Annotated in this window: 10 protein-coding genes; 1 reads left to right on the top strand and 9 read right to left on the bottom strand. The window is 43.2% G+C overall.

The features are described from left to right. Positions 1-12: 12 nt before the first annotated feature. The 5 genes from E5331_RS07220 to E5331_RS07200 all read right to left on the bottom strand — a co-directional run bounded on the left by E5331_RS07220 (position 13) and on the right by E5331_RS07200 (position 8,075). A complete protein-coding gene (locus tag E5331_RS07220) occupies positions 13-828 on the bottom strand; it encodes a transglycosylase SLT domain-containing protein (RefSeq protein WP_135984713.1) in 816 nt (271 codons plus the stop codon). Positions 829-847: 19 nt separating this feature from the next. After that, positions 848-2,893, bottom strand: coding sequence for a putative porin (locus E5331_RS07215; protein WP_123483099.1), 2,046 nt, complete (start codon positions 2,891-2,893; stop codon positions 848-850). A 673-nt stretch (positions 2,894-3,566) separates the two neighbouring features. Beyond that, positions 3,567-5,087, bottom strand: coding sequence for a DUF4301 family protein (locus E5331_RS07210; protein WP_123483101.1), 1,521 nt, complete (start codon positions 5,085-5,087; stop codon positions 3,567-3,569). A gap of 58 nt (positions 5,088-5,145) precedes the next feature. Then, entirely contained in the window at positions 5,146-5,871 is a 726-nt protein-coding gene (locus E5331_RS07205; RefSeq protein ID WP_123483102.1) for a hypothetical protein, read from the bottom strand. Continuing rightward, positions 5,868-8,075, bottom strand: coding sequence for a RelA/SpoT family protein (locus tag E5331_RS07200; RefSeq protein WP_135984711.1), 2,208 nt, complete (start codon positions 8,073-8,075; stop codon positions 5,868-5,870). The genes E5331_RS07205 and E5331_RS07200 overlap by 4 nt, the downstream gene beginning before the upstream one ends. Positions 8,076-8,564: 489 nt before the next feature. Here E5331_RS07200 and E5331_RS07195 point away from each other — a divergent pair, with 489 nt between their 5' ends. Beyond that, positions 8,565-9,281: an immunity 51 family protein gene (locus E5331_RS07195; protein WP_275441127.1), complete on the top strand. Its 717-nt coding sequence runs from the start codon at positions 8,565-8,567 to the stop codon at positions 9,279-9,281. 119 nt (positions 9,282-9,400) lie between these two features. On the opposite strand, the gene E5331_RS07190 is transcribed toward E5331_RS07195, so the two are convergent. Genes E5331_RS07190 through E5331_RS07175 form a run of 4 tightly spaced genes read right to left on the bottom strand, consistent with a single transcriptional unit; the run spans position 9,401 to position 15,744 of the window. After that, complete coding sequence (locus E5331_RS07190) at positions 9,401-11,713, bottom strand: LlaJI family restriction endonuclease (RefSeq protein WP_135984709.1); 2,313 nt, start codon at positions 11,711-11,713, stop codon at positions 9,401-9,403. A 9-nt stretch (positions 11,714-11,722) separates the two neighbouring features. Then, positions 11,723-13,951: an McrB family protein gene (locus E5331_RS07185; protein WP_275441126.1), complete on the bottom strand. Its 2,229-nt coding sequence runs from the start codon at positions 13,949-13,951 to the stop codon at positions 11,723-11,725. A gap of 12 nt (positions 13,952-13,963) precedes the next feature. Then, positions 13,964-15,013 carry a DNA cytosine methyltransferase gene (locus E5331_RS07180; RefSeq protein ID WP_135984707.1) on the bottom strand — a complete coding sequence of 350 codons (1,050 nt, stop codon included), beginning with the start codon at positions 15,011-15,013 and terminating at the stop codon, positions 13,964-13,966. Then, positions 15,010-15,744 carry a DNA-methyltransferase gene (locus tag E5331_RS07175; RefSeq protein ID WP_135984705.1) on the bottom strand — a complete coding sequence of 245 codons (735 nt, stop codon included), beginning with the start codon at positions 15,742-15,744 and terminating at the stop codon, positions 15,010-15,012. Before E5331_RS07175 ends, E5331_RS07180 begins: the two co-directional genes overlap by 4 nt. Positions 15,745-15,862 lie beyond the last annotated feature (118 nt).

Raw genomic sequence — 15,862 nt, 5'->3', positions numbered from 1 at the left:
ACGTATGCCGGGTCAGTACTTGCCGATAAGCCGGCGATAATCCGGAGTTGACTTGAAATCGGTCAGCCATTGCTCCGTCTTGTTGAAGAGTACGGAGTCTTCCGGCGAGAAGAGCCACACCTGAAACTGGGTGAAGCTGACCGGTTTCTCAAAATTGAGATTAGGATATTGCTTCTGCATGCGTCGGGCTATACGCTCGTTGACCACTGCCTGTTTCATCTTCCCGGTTGCCACCGCCATGCAGAGATATTCTTCCGACATTCCCTCCTCCAATGCCAGGTTGATGTCGCTGCCTATCTCTTTTGAGAGTCGGCGTAGGCGCATTATTGCCGGGGAGTCACGCTGGATGTGCACCGTGTCGCCGGCAAGGTCAAGGATAGAGTTGATGCGGCGTTGTCCGGTGGAGTCGATGGTCTGCACGAGCACCATCTTGTCGAGGAAGACGTTTTGCGTGGTCAGAAACCGCTCCTTCACGGAATTATCTGACGGGAGCGACGCGAGGATAGTGTAGCTTCCGTTCTCCAGACGGCTGAGTGCGTCATGCAGGTTCACCACGGGCCATATCTTCACGGGCGTGGAGGTCTGCGACGCGAAGAGACGCAGCATATCGTAGTTTATGCCGCCGAGTGTGTCGGAATAGAGATAATAGCTCGACGGTCCGTAGAGGATGGCGACGTCGATGGTGTCGCCGCCGGATCCCCCCTTTATCAAGGTGGGGAGCGACGACTGATGTGAGCAGCGGCGCATCATTGTCATTCCGGCTACGATAATTATGAGCAGCACGACGTAGAGGGCTGTCTGTCCGTATTTGTGAGGCATTCGCTTCATATCCTTGGGGCGTTGTTTGTCAGTTGGAGAAATCTACCGACAGACCCATCTCAAGACGGCGCGGGTTCATCGGATAGTGGGGGAGCAGGAAGCTCTCCTTCGAGAACCATCCCTGGTTGACGTGGCTCCAGAGCACGTAGAAACGCGTCTTGTAGAGGCGTGCCGAGATATAGGCGTTGCAGTAGGGATAGTTGCCCACCTTCACCTTATCGTCACCCTGCACGTGGAAACTCATCGTTGCCGGCTGGTAGTTCAGTCCGTTGTATTTCGTATAGTAGTCGCAATCCACGCCTATCTGAAGTTTCAGCACCTTGAAGGCGATGAACTTGAGGAAGAGATTGCTGTAGATGGTGAACTGGGGGAGTGGCAGCACATTGTCGTTGGAGCTTTTCTGATAGTAGAGCGAATTGTTCCAATGAAGTATGCCCACCTTGAATTGCTGGTCGAGACGTGCGGAGAAGATCTGAATGTTACCGCCATACTGACGTGGGAGTGAATTTGCATCGAAATACACGTAGTTCTGAATGTTCTCCACGCCTGCGCTGAGTGTGGTGCGGGTCCAGGGTATAAGCAATTCGCCGCCTACCTTGTAGGTGCGGGTCTTTCCGAAGTCGTTCTGCCAAGCGAAATGGTTGGAGATATAGTTCTGGAGCAGATAGGGCTGCGCCACGTTGCGGAACTCGGCATTGGCGGAGATCTTCACGGAGTCGCCGAATAACTTGAACCGCGTGTTGATCTCTCCGTCAAGTTCAAGATCGCCGACGGCATCCCCCACAAGTCCGAAGCGCGCACTTGCCGCATATCGCAATATCGAACCTTTATCCTTATGCAGACGTCCACCCACCCATAGGAAATTGCGTGTAGACGTGTTGGGTATCTTGAAGTTGGCGGGCAACGGAGTGAGTTGATCGATCTCTTCCTCGGTCAGTTCCGGATTATAGAAATAGGGTGTCTGCTTATATTTCTGGGTCTGATAGGAGATGTAGGCGGAAAGACCGAACTTTGCCCATTTCTGGAAACCCTCGATAAGTTCGATGCCGAAGGAGTTGGTCATCTGTGTGAGATATGTGTTGTCTTGCGTCTCGAGCGGGTCAAGATAGAAATTGGTCCAGAAATCCTTTGCCTGCGACTGGTTGGTGTTGATGAAGAAATGGCGCGTGTGCTGGAGGTCGAATGAATATATGAACCGGGTCATGGGCACGTATACCTCACGCGTCAGAGTGTCGTTTACCTGCTCCGACCTCCAGAAACCGAGCTTATAGGCGTGGGTCATGAAAAGCTCATCGCCGTTCACTCTCGAGTGGGCTGCATTCAGTCGCGTCGGTATGCTCTTAGGTTCAATCTTGTTGACGCCACCCTGAAGCTGGGCAGGGTCGGTGATGTAGAGGTCGTCGGTGATGCCGCCGTTCTCCTTATTAAGGAAGTTATAGTGATTATAGAAGGCCTGTAGTTCATATCGGTCGCCAAGATAGTATGTCGACAGGCTGTAGGAGAAATCCTTCGTAGCCTGTGCCTCGTATGCACCCTTTGAATAGATATAGTCGAGGGTGCCGCCCACTCCGATGCGTCGGTTGACGTTGCCGGCGAAATCCACTTTGAGACGGTCCTGATGGCTCATCTTGTTGCCACCCCATCCATACGACATTATCGTGGTGGGGATATATACGTTGTAGAACTTCTGTTTCCGGAAAGAGGGTATCCAGGCATCAAGGGCATCCTTGAAAAAGAAAGTGGCTCTCCGCGGCCTGTTGAAATAAATCAGGTCGATACCCTCCGCGCCGAGGTTGCCGGTGGTGGCGTAAGCGTCGGTCACGAGTGACGGGATTGCCGTCCGTTGGTAGTTATATGTGAGGGTGTCGATGGTCGATTCCACATGGTTGCCGAGTGGGAACGTCAGGGTCCAGGCACTACCGGGACGGATTGTGTCGTTTTTGGGAGCGGAAATCTCGTTTTTTTCAGATCCTCGTCCCCGGGCGCCGCCTCTGGAGAGCTGTTGGCTCTGTGCCCAGACCCCGGCAAGGGGGAGCAGCGCGATGCTGATGATAAGTGCACGTTTTACAAACATGACGCGAAATTACTAAATAAAAGGGTAAAATAAAAGAGCGGGGTTTCACAATCACGCTCTCCTGTAGCATTAAATTCTAATACCATGAATAAAACACAGTGCAAATACAATAATCGTATCTCTTTAACGGAGAAATACCCACGATATTGCAGGTATTTTTATATTTTTAGAAAGAAAAATGCGTTTTGATGAAACAAAATCGGGATAATGTTCGTTTATATGTTGTAAAACATAATTTAATAACATAATTTGTAGAATTTGAGTAGATGATAAAATACAAATTGCATTTATACGGAATCCCACATTCCTGATATAATAACTGCAAACCCTCATTATTTGTTGATTCCAGAATCCGTAAGGATCGTGGGATGATGGAGGGGAAAGAGATTGGATTTTGTCTGACGCTCATAAAAATGTAATTATTATGAAACATGCATTATCAAAATTTGTGAAATGGTATTGTGAGTCTGCCGCTAAGGTATACGATCATGAAGGAGTGAGAAGGTATTGGATCTAAAAATCAAAAAAAGTAAAAAGTTAGAAAAGAAATAGAAAAAGAATGCCCCCGAAATCATTCGGAGGCATTCTTTTGTATTATTTATGGTCTATTATTTATGGAATATAGTCTATAACCCTACCCTTAAACTATCAACTATAAACTATAAGCTATAAATTACTGATGGGCTGGACGAAGAAGGTCGTTGACGGTCTTGACGGGATTGAACGTACTGACCGGCACCTCTACGAGCACCGTGTTCCAGTCGCTCATCGCTCCGTTCCAGAGTCCGGGAAGTTCGAGTGCCTTTATCTCCACGCCCTCACGGCTCTTGATGGAGATGAAGCCTGTCGCCTTATCCACAAACTCCGGAAGGTTGAACTTGTTCCCCTTCCAGTCTTTCGTGCTGACCACGAGGTCTACCGGATTGAAGTGGGTAGCCTCCTTCAGCATCTTCATCGCCTCCTTGTTGTCGGGGTCGATCTGTGTAGACTCAAGGATCTGTGGGCTGACCGTGCCGTCGGGATTGTAGGCGAGGAACGGACCGCCGCCGGGCTCGCCCTCGTTCTTCACCATACCGCACACGCGGAACGGACGGTTAAGCTTCCCATAGATGAAGGCTGCCTTCTCGTCGGCTGTCATATTCTCCGTATTGTCATGGCTGATGCAGAGAACGTTGTGGAGGAACGTAAGCATCTCGTCAAGCTCCTCGTCGGAGGGTGTGCCCTTCGAGAGAGTCTTGCAATACTCGTTTGCCTTCTGCTTGATGCCTACCAGAACGCCGCCGATTATACGTTTGTATTTAAGAGTGTCCTCGCGACGGGCGTCGGGCACAACATTATCGATATTCTTGATGAAGATGACGTCCGCATCAAGGTCGTTGAGGTTCTCGATGAGAGCACCGTGACCACCGGGACGGAAGAAGAGACCGCCGTTCTCACGATACGGTGTGCCGTCCATGTTTGCGGCTACCGTGTCGGTGGAGGGTTTCTGAAGACTGGTCGACAGCTCGTAGGTGACGCCATACTCATGCTCCATCTTCCCTTTAGCCTCCTCGAATTTCATCTTCACGAGCGGTAGATGATCCTCACTGACCGTGAAGTGGACACTTACTTTGCCATTCTTGCCGGATGCATACTGCGCACCCTCGGCGAGATGCTCCTCAAGGGCTGTGCGGGCTGCCCCTGCCACCTTATGGAAGTTGAGAAGAGCTTTCGGCAACTGACCGTAGTTGAGACCCTCCTTATTGATGAGTGCCTTAACCACGTCTTTATATCGTCCTGCTTTCACGAGAGAGTCGATGCTGAGTCCGTAGAGGGAGAGGCATACGAAATTGAGCTGAGCGAAGAAGGCGAAGTTCTCGATCTCGTTGAAGAATTTCTTCATGAAATCAGACTTCGGTTTCTCATCCTTGCCGTTGGCAAATGCAAAGAGGTCTTTGAACATGCGGGATGCAGCGCCGCTCGCCGGCACCATCTTCAGCACCTTACCTCCTGCTGCGAGATACTCATTCCAGAGACCAACAGCCTTCTCCTCCATGTCGGGAGAGAGCACGGATATGCCGTGACCCGGTGTGGCGGGTGCTTCTATTTTCAGGTAGGGGAACCCATCGGCAAGCATCCGGAGTTCTTCCGCGAGTTTTTCTTCCGAGATCCCTTTTGATTCCAAAATCTCGAGATCCTTAGCGTTTAAATCCATAGTTTTTCTTTAGAATTATATTGGTTTGTAAAAAATAGCTTTATTCAACCTCTGAAAGTCATTCGCTCGTTGAGTCGTTAGCCTCTATCATTTGGCGACAGACATTTATCCTGCGCGACAGCATAGGTATCTTTCTCTCCAGACTGTGCACGCTACGCTGGGAGGAGAATAGCTGCCACGTGGCGGAGATCATCTCTTTCTCTGCATCCGAGAGGGTATGGCTTCCGGTCTTGCCACCGTTGAGATATACCAGCGTGGCGGCTGCCGATGGGTCGCGGTGTATCAGACTGCCGATGGAGTCGGCTTTCTCTCCATAGAAGCAGACCGTGTTGAGGTTTCCAGCCCGATAGTTGAGTGCCTGGTCATGGGGTACGATGTCGCTGGTTGCCTCCATTCCTTCCGACGTGACGCTTATCTGATTGAAATGCCCTCCCGTCAATGCCGCGATAATCTCGAACCCTTCATCCTGGGTGATGCGTGCCACTATCCCTGTAGATGTCAGCGGATAGCGCGATGCCCAGCTGCGGTAGATGTAGTATCCCTCCACAAGACGGGGATTCGAGACATGTTCGAAATTGGAAATCAGTCCGCTCACCTCCGTATTAAGTGAGGCAAGCTCGTTGTTGGCGTCCTCAATCTGGCGTTGGTAGTCGGCGATTGAGTCGTTGAGGCTGAGAATCCATTGCTCGCGTTCCTCGGCGGCTGCCGGTTTCTTGACGCGGACGCAGCCGGTGGAAAGGGTGGCGGCGGCAATCAGCGAGAGGATTATATGGTGGGTCTTCATAACCGTTGAATCTCTTTTACTCCTTTTACTGTCTTTAGTTTCTTAAGCAATGAACTGAGCTGGCGCTGGTCGGACACAGCCACCACCAACACTCCCTGGAAGATGCCGTCGTGGCTGTCGACGGAGATGTTGCGAAGCATCACTCCCGACTCCTTTGAGATTATCGACGTGATGTTGGCAACGATGCCGATGTCGTCATTGCCGATTATGCGTAGCGATGCAGGGAGAAGGTCCCCCTCCTTTCCGCTCCAGTCAGCCTTGATTATGCGGTAGGGGTAGCGTTCGCGAATGTTGGAGGCATTGGGGCAGTCACACCGGTGGATCTTGACGGTGCCGTCGGCACTTATGAATCCGAATACGTCGTCGCCATAGATGGGGGAACAGCATTTCGCGAATTTGTAGCTGAGTCCGTTGATGGTTTTCTCCCCGATACGCAGCACGTCGTTCTTGCTGTCGCTCTCCTCGTTGCGTTGGAGCTGGTATTCGCCGGCGGAGATCTTCGGTCCGTCGGTCTTAACGCTTGTCTCCTCCACGTAGGTATTGAGAAACTTACCCGGATCAATCTTCTCGTCAGCCATATCGGCGAAGAACTCGTTGGCATATTTGTAGCCGTTCTTTCCGATAAGCTTCATGAGCACGGATTCCTCAATCTCCACCTTGCGGTTCTTGGCACGTCGCTCGAGAATCTCCTTGCCCAATTCTGCCCGGCGCTGCAGCTCCTCGTTGAGGCTCTGCTTGATCTTGTTGCGCGCCTTCGTGCTGACCACGATATTGAGCCAGTCGGACTTCGGGGCCTGGTTTGACGAGGTGAGAATCTCGATGGTATCGCCGTTGTTGATGCGGTATGTTATCTTGCGGTGCTGTCCGTTGACCACCGCGCCCGTGCAGTGTGCGCCGACGTTGGTGTGGATCTGGAATGCGAAATCAAGCACCGTGGCTCCGGAAGCAAGACGGAAGAGATCACCCTTAGGCGTGAAGGCAAACACCTCCTTGCCGTAGATGTCCATCTTCATGTCTTTCATCAGCTGCATAGGTCCACTCTCGGCAGTCTCGAGGATATCGCGGATGTTGGTCATCCATTGGTCTGTGTTGTCGCTCTTCACCCCCTTATATCGCCAGTGGGCTGCGAGACCCTTCTCTGCCACGAGGTCCATGCGGCGGGTGCGGAACTGCACCTCCACCCATTTCGATCCGGGACCCATCACGGTGGCGTGCAGACTCTCGTAGCCGTTGCTTTTCGGTATCGAGATCCAGTCCTTCATACGTGCGGGATTGGCAGTATACATATCCGCCACGATGGAATAAGCCAGCCAGCAGTCGCTCTTCTCGCGCTCCTTCGGTGTGTCGATGATGACGCGGATGGCGAAGAGGTCGTAGATGCCCTGGAGATCCACCTTCTGCTTCTTCATCTTGTTCCAGATGGAGGAGATTGATTTGGTGCGCCCCTTTATCTCGAATTTAAGACCGGCTGCTTCCAGACGCGCCTTCACCGGGTCGATAAATGATTTTATATATGCGTCGCGGCTGCGCTTAGTCTCATTCAGTTTATGCGCGATCTGCGTGAATATCTCACGGTTGGTGTATTTCAGCGACAGGTCTTCCAGTTCACCCTTTATCTTGTATAGACCGAGACGATGTGCGAGCTGTGCATAAAGGCAGTTTGCCTCGAATGCCACGTTTCTGACCCATTCGTCGTCGGGATGATGGTTGATGGCACGCATGAGCACAAGGTTTCTCACTATCATGATGATGATGACCCTGATGTCATCGGCAAGGGAGAGCATCAGACCACGGAAGTTGTCCTGATGCACGGCATTGTTCTTGCTTGAGAATTTCTCTACTGATGAAAGACCTGTCAGTAATCCTGCCACGTCCTCGCCCCATCTCTTGCGTATCTGCATTATGTCGGTATGCCCGTAGGTGAGCAGGGGATACAGTCCGATGGCAAGAAGTATATTATGGTCAGGCTCTATTGCCTCCGCAAAAAGGAGAGCCCATCGGAGAGTCATTATTGCTATGGGCAGACCCTTCGGATCGTGTGCCGGAGAATCTTCATGCATGGAGTGGTACACCATCTTCAGGAAAGCATCTTTCTCATCAGCCGTGAACCTTGTCGGATTGATATAGGCACTCACATCCCTTAGAAGCGTGACGAACTCACGTTTCTCAGCGGTGGAAAGTCTGTCGGTGGTTTTATTTTCCATAAATTCATGTATTTTGAAGTTTATACAACTTCATTTTGGAAAATTGACATTTGAATTTACAAAAGTATTAAAAAAGGCTCATACTTCCAAGTCCTCATCCATAAAATGCCTATACAGTCGCCAACTTCTTCACATTCCGTTACCCGATTCCCGCTCTCCCGATTATAAAAATGTTCGGTAAACCGTGCGGAATACCGAACATTTATTGAAAAATCAGATATTTTGGCGAGGTGTGTGATTTTTTTATTATATTTGTGACCTGTAGTCAGTGATTTTAGTCAGTCATTGGTTACGCAAATCTTTGTCGGCAGAGGAAATTTCAATATTACTTACTGAAGTTTCGCAAGCTGCACTTCAGTGGTTTAACGTTTATAGTTTAAGGTTTAAGATTCACGAAAATCCACGAATCTTTTCATTATACAAAATTTAATGACCATAAACCATAAACATTAAACCTTAAATTACTTAAATACAAATAGAAGAATCAAAATGAAGGAAAACGCTAAATATAGGATATATAATAGGCTGAATGCTTTCGCCAACGTGATTATGATAGCCGTGGGAGGTTCCGTGGGATTGCTCATCGGTTCGTCTGTCTTGAAATATATGGACTATAGGGATAATCCCGTCAAATATGAAATTCAATCCGCACCATGGTATACAGGTATCCTTATCGGAGGAGTGTTGATAGCTGTGTTGTTGGTTCTTTTCATAGTGGTGAAGCTCATTGCGCTGCACGGTCTAAAGAAAACAGAGAGTGAATCCGGAAATGTCACGAATGAATCGGATATCAAACAAGAATCGTATACAAAAGGCACAAGCCATACCAGACAAGAATCGGATACAAAACAAGAAGACCCCAAGAACGGTATTGACGAACTGATAACACCATTTTTCTGGGTCGATAATGAAGATTCCGCATCCGTATGCCTATATGTAGGGGAATATAAAGACGAACTGTTCCAAACGCGAGAAGATGAAGGTTTTGAAGGGAATGGTTATGATTGGGATTCATTGGCACAAGTATTTCTAACAGAGCAGGCACCGGAGCTAAAAGAAGTGATTGACTTCGATTCAGAAGGGAGCATGTTCTGCGCATATTCAGAAGACAAGGAAGCCTTACGACAATTCATTCAGAGATTCAAGTCCGCCTGCGAAGACGATACCCTGATTGCCGACCTCTTCTCCCGTGCCAAACCGGATTGACTCCCATCCGTTGAAATACATATATATCCGTTTAAATACATATATAAAGACGAATAGCAACATCATAATTTTTTTGTTGTTATTCGTCTTGCTATAAGTGTCTCAATTAACTTGGTTTACTAATTTGTGATTGTTGATTTCAACTCATTAAGCCTTACTAATTGACTATCGTATCGATTTGAACGTGTCCAAGCTATTTGCTGGGGTAGAATATCAGTAGCTGGTAACTCTTCACCTAATTCCAAGACTACATAGATATGTAAATCTTTTGGAGTAGAATATATATTTTCTTCAATTTTAGAAGCACGTTTCAAGTTGGACGATGTCACACGAAAGAAGTGTTTGTTGGAAGTGTTTGAACGTGTGTGAAATAATATATATTTAATCTCGCCGGCATTATCAAGGATGCAATCCCCCTCCGGTGTATCCTTTATGCCGATAGCTATCTTGCCGGTTGGCAGAAAATTACGAGATCTATTGTCATAATTTTCCATCATTACCATCAATACGCCGGCATCATCTGTAAATGTCTGTCTCTTCAAAGACCCGACATTTGAAACGTCCGGCAAAACAAAATCTTTTTTAAGTTCAAACTTTTCACTGATGTGGAAATGAGATTTAAGGGCGTTCAATATGTCCTTATTGTTTGTTGCTTCATTTTGTCGAGCATTTGCCCTAAAAATCTTTACAAGTTTATTTTCCTGTTCATTTTCTTCGGTTTTCATTAATGCGAGAACAAGATAATTACTTTCTTGTCGGGGACGGTATAACTTACCGTTCAGCAGATGGAAGTTTTCTTGTATGAACTGATAGCAATTCATACCCTCTTTCGGCTGAATGACTCTGAACGTATAGAGATTGTTTAGGGTTGCTTGTATTCTGTTTCTAAATTCATTTCTTACGTAGTCTCTCCACCATGCCTGTCGGTTTTTGTTATCGCGACCGTAGAGCGATACTATAAAAAGAAAATTCACGTCATAATGGCAGAGCAATAATGTATCTCTGTCAAATAGCCTATTTTCGAATTGTCTGTTCAATAATACGTTCTCTTCCTGGGCATTCAGTTCATAGTCATCAAAGTTAAGGAATTTATTACCACTTGATTGTTTATTGGGTATTCTTGCACTGATGAAGAAATTTGGAAGAGGATTGTAACCTTCTGTAAGAGGGTCCCTTAATTGAGGTTGACCGGTTAGGTCTTTCTCATCTAAGAATAAGTCGATATTCCACTGAACCACATTCCGTGCATAAGTATATTGCTTGTAGATGGATTCTGTTCCGAGTTTTACTCCATCCTTGACTCGTTTGTAGTATTTGCTGTCGCCGATGTAGTAGGTTAGTTCTTTATCCAGATTCGATTGCTCGATAAGACCTTGACCAATAAACATGTGGTCGACCATTTTACCATCCTTTTGTTTTTTTAGTTCGTCAGGAAGATTGGTCTCTCCAATAAGTGTATCAATCATTACTTCGAATATGTGGTCGAAATCTTTTGCCAAAAGATAATCTCGATTGATTTGGTTCATTGCGATTTTATACTCTCTGTCGAAGAAAGCATAACATAGATCCCATATCCTAAGAGCCTTGTCACTGAAATACTTATATTTAATCTGTTTAAGCCTACGGCAACCGGCATTTTTGTCGATATAAGATTTCTTCAACCGGTCAATTGAAATTAGGTCGTAATTGAAATTGATTTTAAAATCGAATCCGTGGGCATGATTGATGTAGTTAAGAATGGAAAAAAATATCACCAGTAGCTCCTCATCAAAATTCACCACTCTCTTTTTGTTGATAGGGTCGGTGTATATCGGTCGATTATTTAGGATAACCGCATGAGTGTGAGATATGGTTTTATTCCAATGTATTTTATTCTGACCAGAGTGTAAGTTCTTAGTTATAAACGTAAAATAGTCCTGGTTGTCTCTATTAAAATCTCTAAGCGCAATGATAACGTCAAGGAGGGTATTATGTTTCTTCTTCTTTCCCCTGCTTTCTGTCTGATGTTCTCTTGATTCGAGGATATTGGTATTATTTGTCTTTTTATAAACACAGATGGTTCGGTAAATCCAGATTGAGAGAGATGAAAGAAACTCTTTGTAGTCTTTGCTTCCCTCTTCCGTGAATTTGCCTTTTACATTGTCAGAATCAAAATCAATAATCTCCTCTGGACTTGCTCCGAAGATAGTATCTTTCTTATTCTTATTTTCAATCTCATCAGCTTTCAGATTCTCACCGGTAAGTACAACTTTTGGCAAGAAGAAGATAACGTCATTAATATCTTTGTTATAGCAATACCCGACATACTCCGGAGATATGACATTTTCCAGTTCAGGCACTGAAATCACACCACGGAGTACGTCTCTTACGGTCTTATCTTTTCTTACTTGATAGTCGAGATTATATGGGTAGCCTTCAATGAATAGTAACATTTGGATACATCAATTGTCGGTTTCAATTTTGAGATCTAAATTTAACTTGTCTTTTATTAGTTCCAGAATATTTATTTTAGTGTTGTCATCAATCCCTTTCACTACATTATATTGATTAATTTTAACGTAAGAATACTCATTACTTTCCAATATTTCAGGAAATTGTATTTTGGAAATTAATGGGCGATTCTTGCGCCGATATTTTGAGTCCTCGACTATTGGTCCAATTTTTTCTATACCAATTTTTTTGATTATATCAATGTATAAATCAAATTTAGAGGTAGTAACCGGGAATCTATTGCCATCAAGTATCACACCGGTAAAACCTGAATCGATTGTGTTTTTCTCATTCTTGACATCATCTGAGTCGGATTTTCCATAGATGGTAGTTTCTATTTCATTTCCTTCAGGTTCAATTACCAAATTCTTCATCATGGAGTGTATTGTTTCAGAACTATCGTCATCATACAATTTGGAGAATGAGAAGTCATTGTCAGAGGGGAATATATCGGAGTCACCATCTTTACATACGTCATTCCACAGATAGAATAGGATTTTGTTTAGGAATAGCTTCTTTGAGATGATGCTATTATGAGGATTCACAAAGTAGTCGCCCATCATCTTATCTTCTGAACCTGTATCTTTCAGGATGCGACGATTTACTTCTTTTTGAAATTTAACCCATGAATATTTGATGCCATCAATCTCAATCAACCAGTCAGTATTCTTATATTTGATAGGCTCATACTCCCAATCCCATCTTCTTTTGAAAGCACTGTCAATGGGGAATAGGGATTGGTCGCTGGTATTCATAGTTGCAAGTATGTACAGATTGGATGGTAGGCAGAGTTCTCCATTTTTAATTCCGTCATTATCTTTTCCCAGTTCATCAATAAGGAAGTTTTTTAAGTCGGTATCAGCCTTAATCGTATAATCCGACTTTCCGTCCTCATTGCGGTCAAGAAGTTGAAACAAATCACCAAATATCTGCGCACAATTTCCTCTGTTGATCTCTTCAATTACAAGAAATACATTCTCATTTGGCTTTTTGTACGCCTGAATGTAAGCCTGTAGGAATGATTGAGGAATAAATTGATACTCAATGATATTATCAATCATCGGGTCATCCTTTTTTGCATTTGCAAGATCATCATCCTCGTAATATTTAGCCTTTACTTGCCCATTATACCGATATTGCTTCTTCATAGTTGGTTTGAAAGAACCTACAAAGGTAGAATAATCGCTATCAGGATGAAAGGTGGTCCGGAATATATTCTCTGATGGAACACCCATTAATTTCTCGGTCTTAATTTTGTGAGATTTACCGGTACCCGGTGCTCCATAATAAATTATTTGATGAGAATCAGGTGATTCTGAATTATTAGCATCGTTCTCTTTTTTTACTTCTTGAAAAATTACAATTCTTTTAGGAGATAAACTTAAAGTTGTTTCTACTAAATCCTTATAAGCCTCAAATTCATTATTATTCTTCAATAAGAATTCATTATTACTAAGAGCTAAAAAAGGATGGATCCCTTCTCTGACAAATGATTTAAAAATCCTAAAAGGTCCGACATCTTCTTGCTCATCTTTTGCGATTATGTTCTCATTTTTAGATATTGATTTATATATGCCTTCTTGTTGAAATATTATTTCATTACTATTATTTCGTAGTTTAAATTGGGTTTCTTCTGAGAACGAAGTTAGTATCTGTTTTAATCCGTTACTAAGTGTAGATTGGGAGGGTTTATTTTGTAGCCATAAAGATAGTTCACTTTTGACTATATCTTTATCCCATGCAGAAATATATATGTCAATAATTTTTATGTTGACTGCAAATTTTATCAATTTTTTGAAACGTTCGCCCCCTGTTCGTTCTTTTGTATCAGAATTTGGATAATCAACGTATGAGATTTTTGCTATTTTAAACATTAATCCTAATCCAACTTGAAGTGATTCGAGTTGCGAAGTTAGCAAAGGGTTGGAGTCAAGGATACTATCATCTAGTGATAGATTATTGATTATCCAATCTTTATATATTTTTTTTAGGATAAGTTTCTTTTTACCATTATATTGTATTTGCTCGTCAGCATATTCGATTTGACTTTTCTTATCATTGGCACAATAAAGTAAATATGCTAATGAAATTACGGATGGTATGTCCCCCAATGAAGATTTGATTCCTAAACGACAATCTATATCGTTTCGTAGGGTTATTTGTTTAGGTAAGTTTGCCATATATATGTAATTTTATATAGATTCATTAGAGATTATTACTTTCGCTATTTCGTATGCTAAAAGAGGTGGTACTGCATTTCCAACTTGCTTCATTTGGCAAGTTTTAGACCCAAAGAATACGAAATTATCTGGGAATGTTTGGATTCTAGCAGCTTCTCTGGTAGTGATGCACCGATTAAGTCGTGGATGTGTGAAACGTCCAGAAGATGGGGTATCAAATCTTGTGGTTATGGTTGATGCTACATCATCTTCTAATAGTCTACAATAGGTTCCACTATAAATAGACTTGGTTTGTTCTTCTTTAGGTAATACTTTCCCTCTCTCTCCAATAGGTACCATTGCCATCCTTCTTAAAGCAGTCGGATTATGTTTAGTAGCTACATGATTATGTAGTATTATACAATTACCACGTAATTCCTTTTGCAAATTAGAAATAGGTTTTTTATCATATGTAGATTCTTCGGCACCTTCTCCTGATTCTATAAATGGTAAATCAAAAATTGCATCTTTGATAGTATTTCTAACATTTGTTGGTTCTGGTAGTTGTATATCTAATATTCCTTTTTGTCCGATAAAAACTGCCCGTTTCCTGTCTTGCGGAACTCCAAAATCTTTTGCATTCAGAACACCACAACACACATCATAACCTATATTTTTGAATGATTGAATGATTTCATCTTTGAAATATCCATTCTCTGTTGTTATTATATTAGGTACATTTTCCAATACAAAGTATTTTGGAGAAAATTCTTCAACAAATCTTACAAATTCCTTAAAAAGAAAGTTTCTGGGGTCATTTAAAGAAAGTCTTTTCCCTTTTTGAGAAAATCCTTGGCATGGAGGACCTCCCATGACTACTTGTATGTCAGGATGTAATTTATGTATTTCCTTAAAATTTAAATCTCTAATATCTGAAGAATAGACGTCCGTATTGGGATGGTTCTTTTGATATGATAATGCAATATCTTTATCATACTCTATCGCAATTGAGATTTCAAATCCTGCTTTTATGAAACCTTGAGATAGTCCTCCAACACCTGCGAATAAGTCTGCTACTTTCATTTTTTATCTTTTATTCTGTTTCTTGCAATGTTGTAGTATTCTTCATTAAGTTCAAAACCAATGAATTTTCGATTTAATAGTTCACAGACGACTCCCGTACTGCCACTTCCCATAAATGGATCCAAAATAACATCATTTTCATTAGACAACAATTTAATGAAATGAGTTAATAATGCTTTGGGCTTTTGCGTTGGGTGGTTCCCCAATTTATGTTCACTAGATGATATGGTGGAAGTTTCAATATAATCATGTATTGGTTTACCTTCATTATTGAAGGTGCCAGTATGACCATCATTAATGAAGTATAACCAGGGTTCTGTTGAATTAATGAAATGTAGATTCATGTTTCTTGGCATAGGGTTTGTTTTGTGCCAAATCCCTACAGTTTTATAATACAATCCAGCATTTAATGCCAAATTAATTATGGTTTCAACCTTAATAATTGACATGAACATGATTAAAGAACCTTTTGATTTAAGTACTCTTGCACATTGTAATAGGAATTCTTTCATGACTAAAGTCCATTGAGAAAATTCCAAATTATCCCAACCGGAATAAGCAAAATGATTATTTCTCATCCCTTTAATATTGGTGCCTCGTTTATGCATAAAAAGTCCAAGATTGTAGGGCGGGTCTGTTAAGATTAAATCAATAGATTTGTCAGGTAATTGTTTAATTAAATTTAAACAATCGCCTAAGTCTAATTTTGATAGTGCAGTAATTTGTTTCATAAATGTTTAATCGTATGGTTTAAATAGATGGTTTATATCACAATCAAAAATTATTGATTATGAAGAGGAGAGTTGTGCCGAATTTTAACATTGTCATTTTATGAACAATTTTGACACA

Source organism: Lepagella muris (assembly GCF_004793975.1).
In the GTDB taxonomy this organism is placed as follows: Bacteria; Bacteroidota; Bacteroidia; order Bacteroidales; family Muribaculaceae; genus Lepagella; species Lepagella muris.
Note: the sequence above shows the minus strand (reverse complement) of the source record. Positions and strands in the feature narration are given on the sequence as shown.

What these genes read in the sequence shown, in the direction of transcription:
- E5331_RS07220 (WP_135984713.1), bottom strand. Translation starts at nt 828, where the DNA reads ATGAAGCGAATGCCTCACAAATACGGACAGACAGCCCTCTACGTCGTG.
- E5331_RS07215 (WP_123483099.1), bottom strand. Translation starts at nt 2,893, where the DNA reads ATGTTTGTAAAACGTGCACTTATCATCAGCATCGCGCTGCTCCCCCTT.
- E5331_RS07210 (WP_123483101.1), bottom strand. Translation starts at nt 5,087, where the DNA reads ATGGATTTAAACGCTAAGGATCTCGAGATTTTGGAATCAAAAGGGATC.
- E5331_RS07205 (WP_123483102.1), bottom strand. Translation starts at nt 5,871, where the DNA reads ATGAAGACCCACCATATAATCCTCTCGCTGATTGCCGCCGCCACCCTT.
- E5331_RS07200 (WP_135984711.1), bottom strand. Translation starts at nt 8,075, where the DNA reads ATGGAAAATAAAACCACCGACAGACTTTCCACCGCTGAGAAACGTGAG.
- E5331_RS07195 (WP_275441127.1), top strand. Translation starts at nt 8,565, where the DNA reads ATGAAGGAAAACGCTAAATATAGGATATATAATAGGCTGAATGCTTTC.
- E5331_RS07190 (WP_135984709.1), bottom strand. Translation starts at nt 11,713, where the DNA reads ATGTTACTATTCATTGAAGGCTACCCATATAATCTCGACTATCAAGTA.
- E5331_RS07185 (WP_275441126.1), bottom strand. Translation starts at nt 13,951, where the DNA reads ATGGCAAACTTACCTAAACAAATAACCCTACGAAACGATATAGATTGT.
- E5331_RS07180 (WP_135984707.1), bottom strand. Translation starts at nt 15,013, where the DNA reads ATGAAAGTAGCAGACTTATTCGCAGGTGTTGGAGGACTATCTCAAGGT.
- E5331_RS07175 (WP_135984705.1), bottom strand. Translation starts at nt 15,744, where the DNA reads ATGAAACAAATTACTGCACTATCAAAATTAGACTTAGGCGATTGTTTA.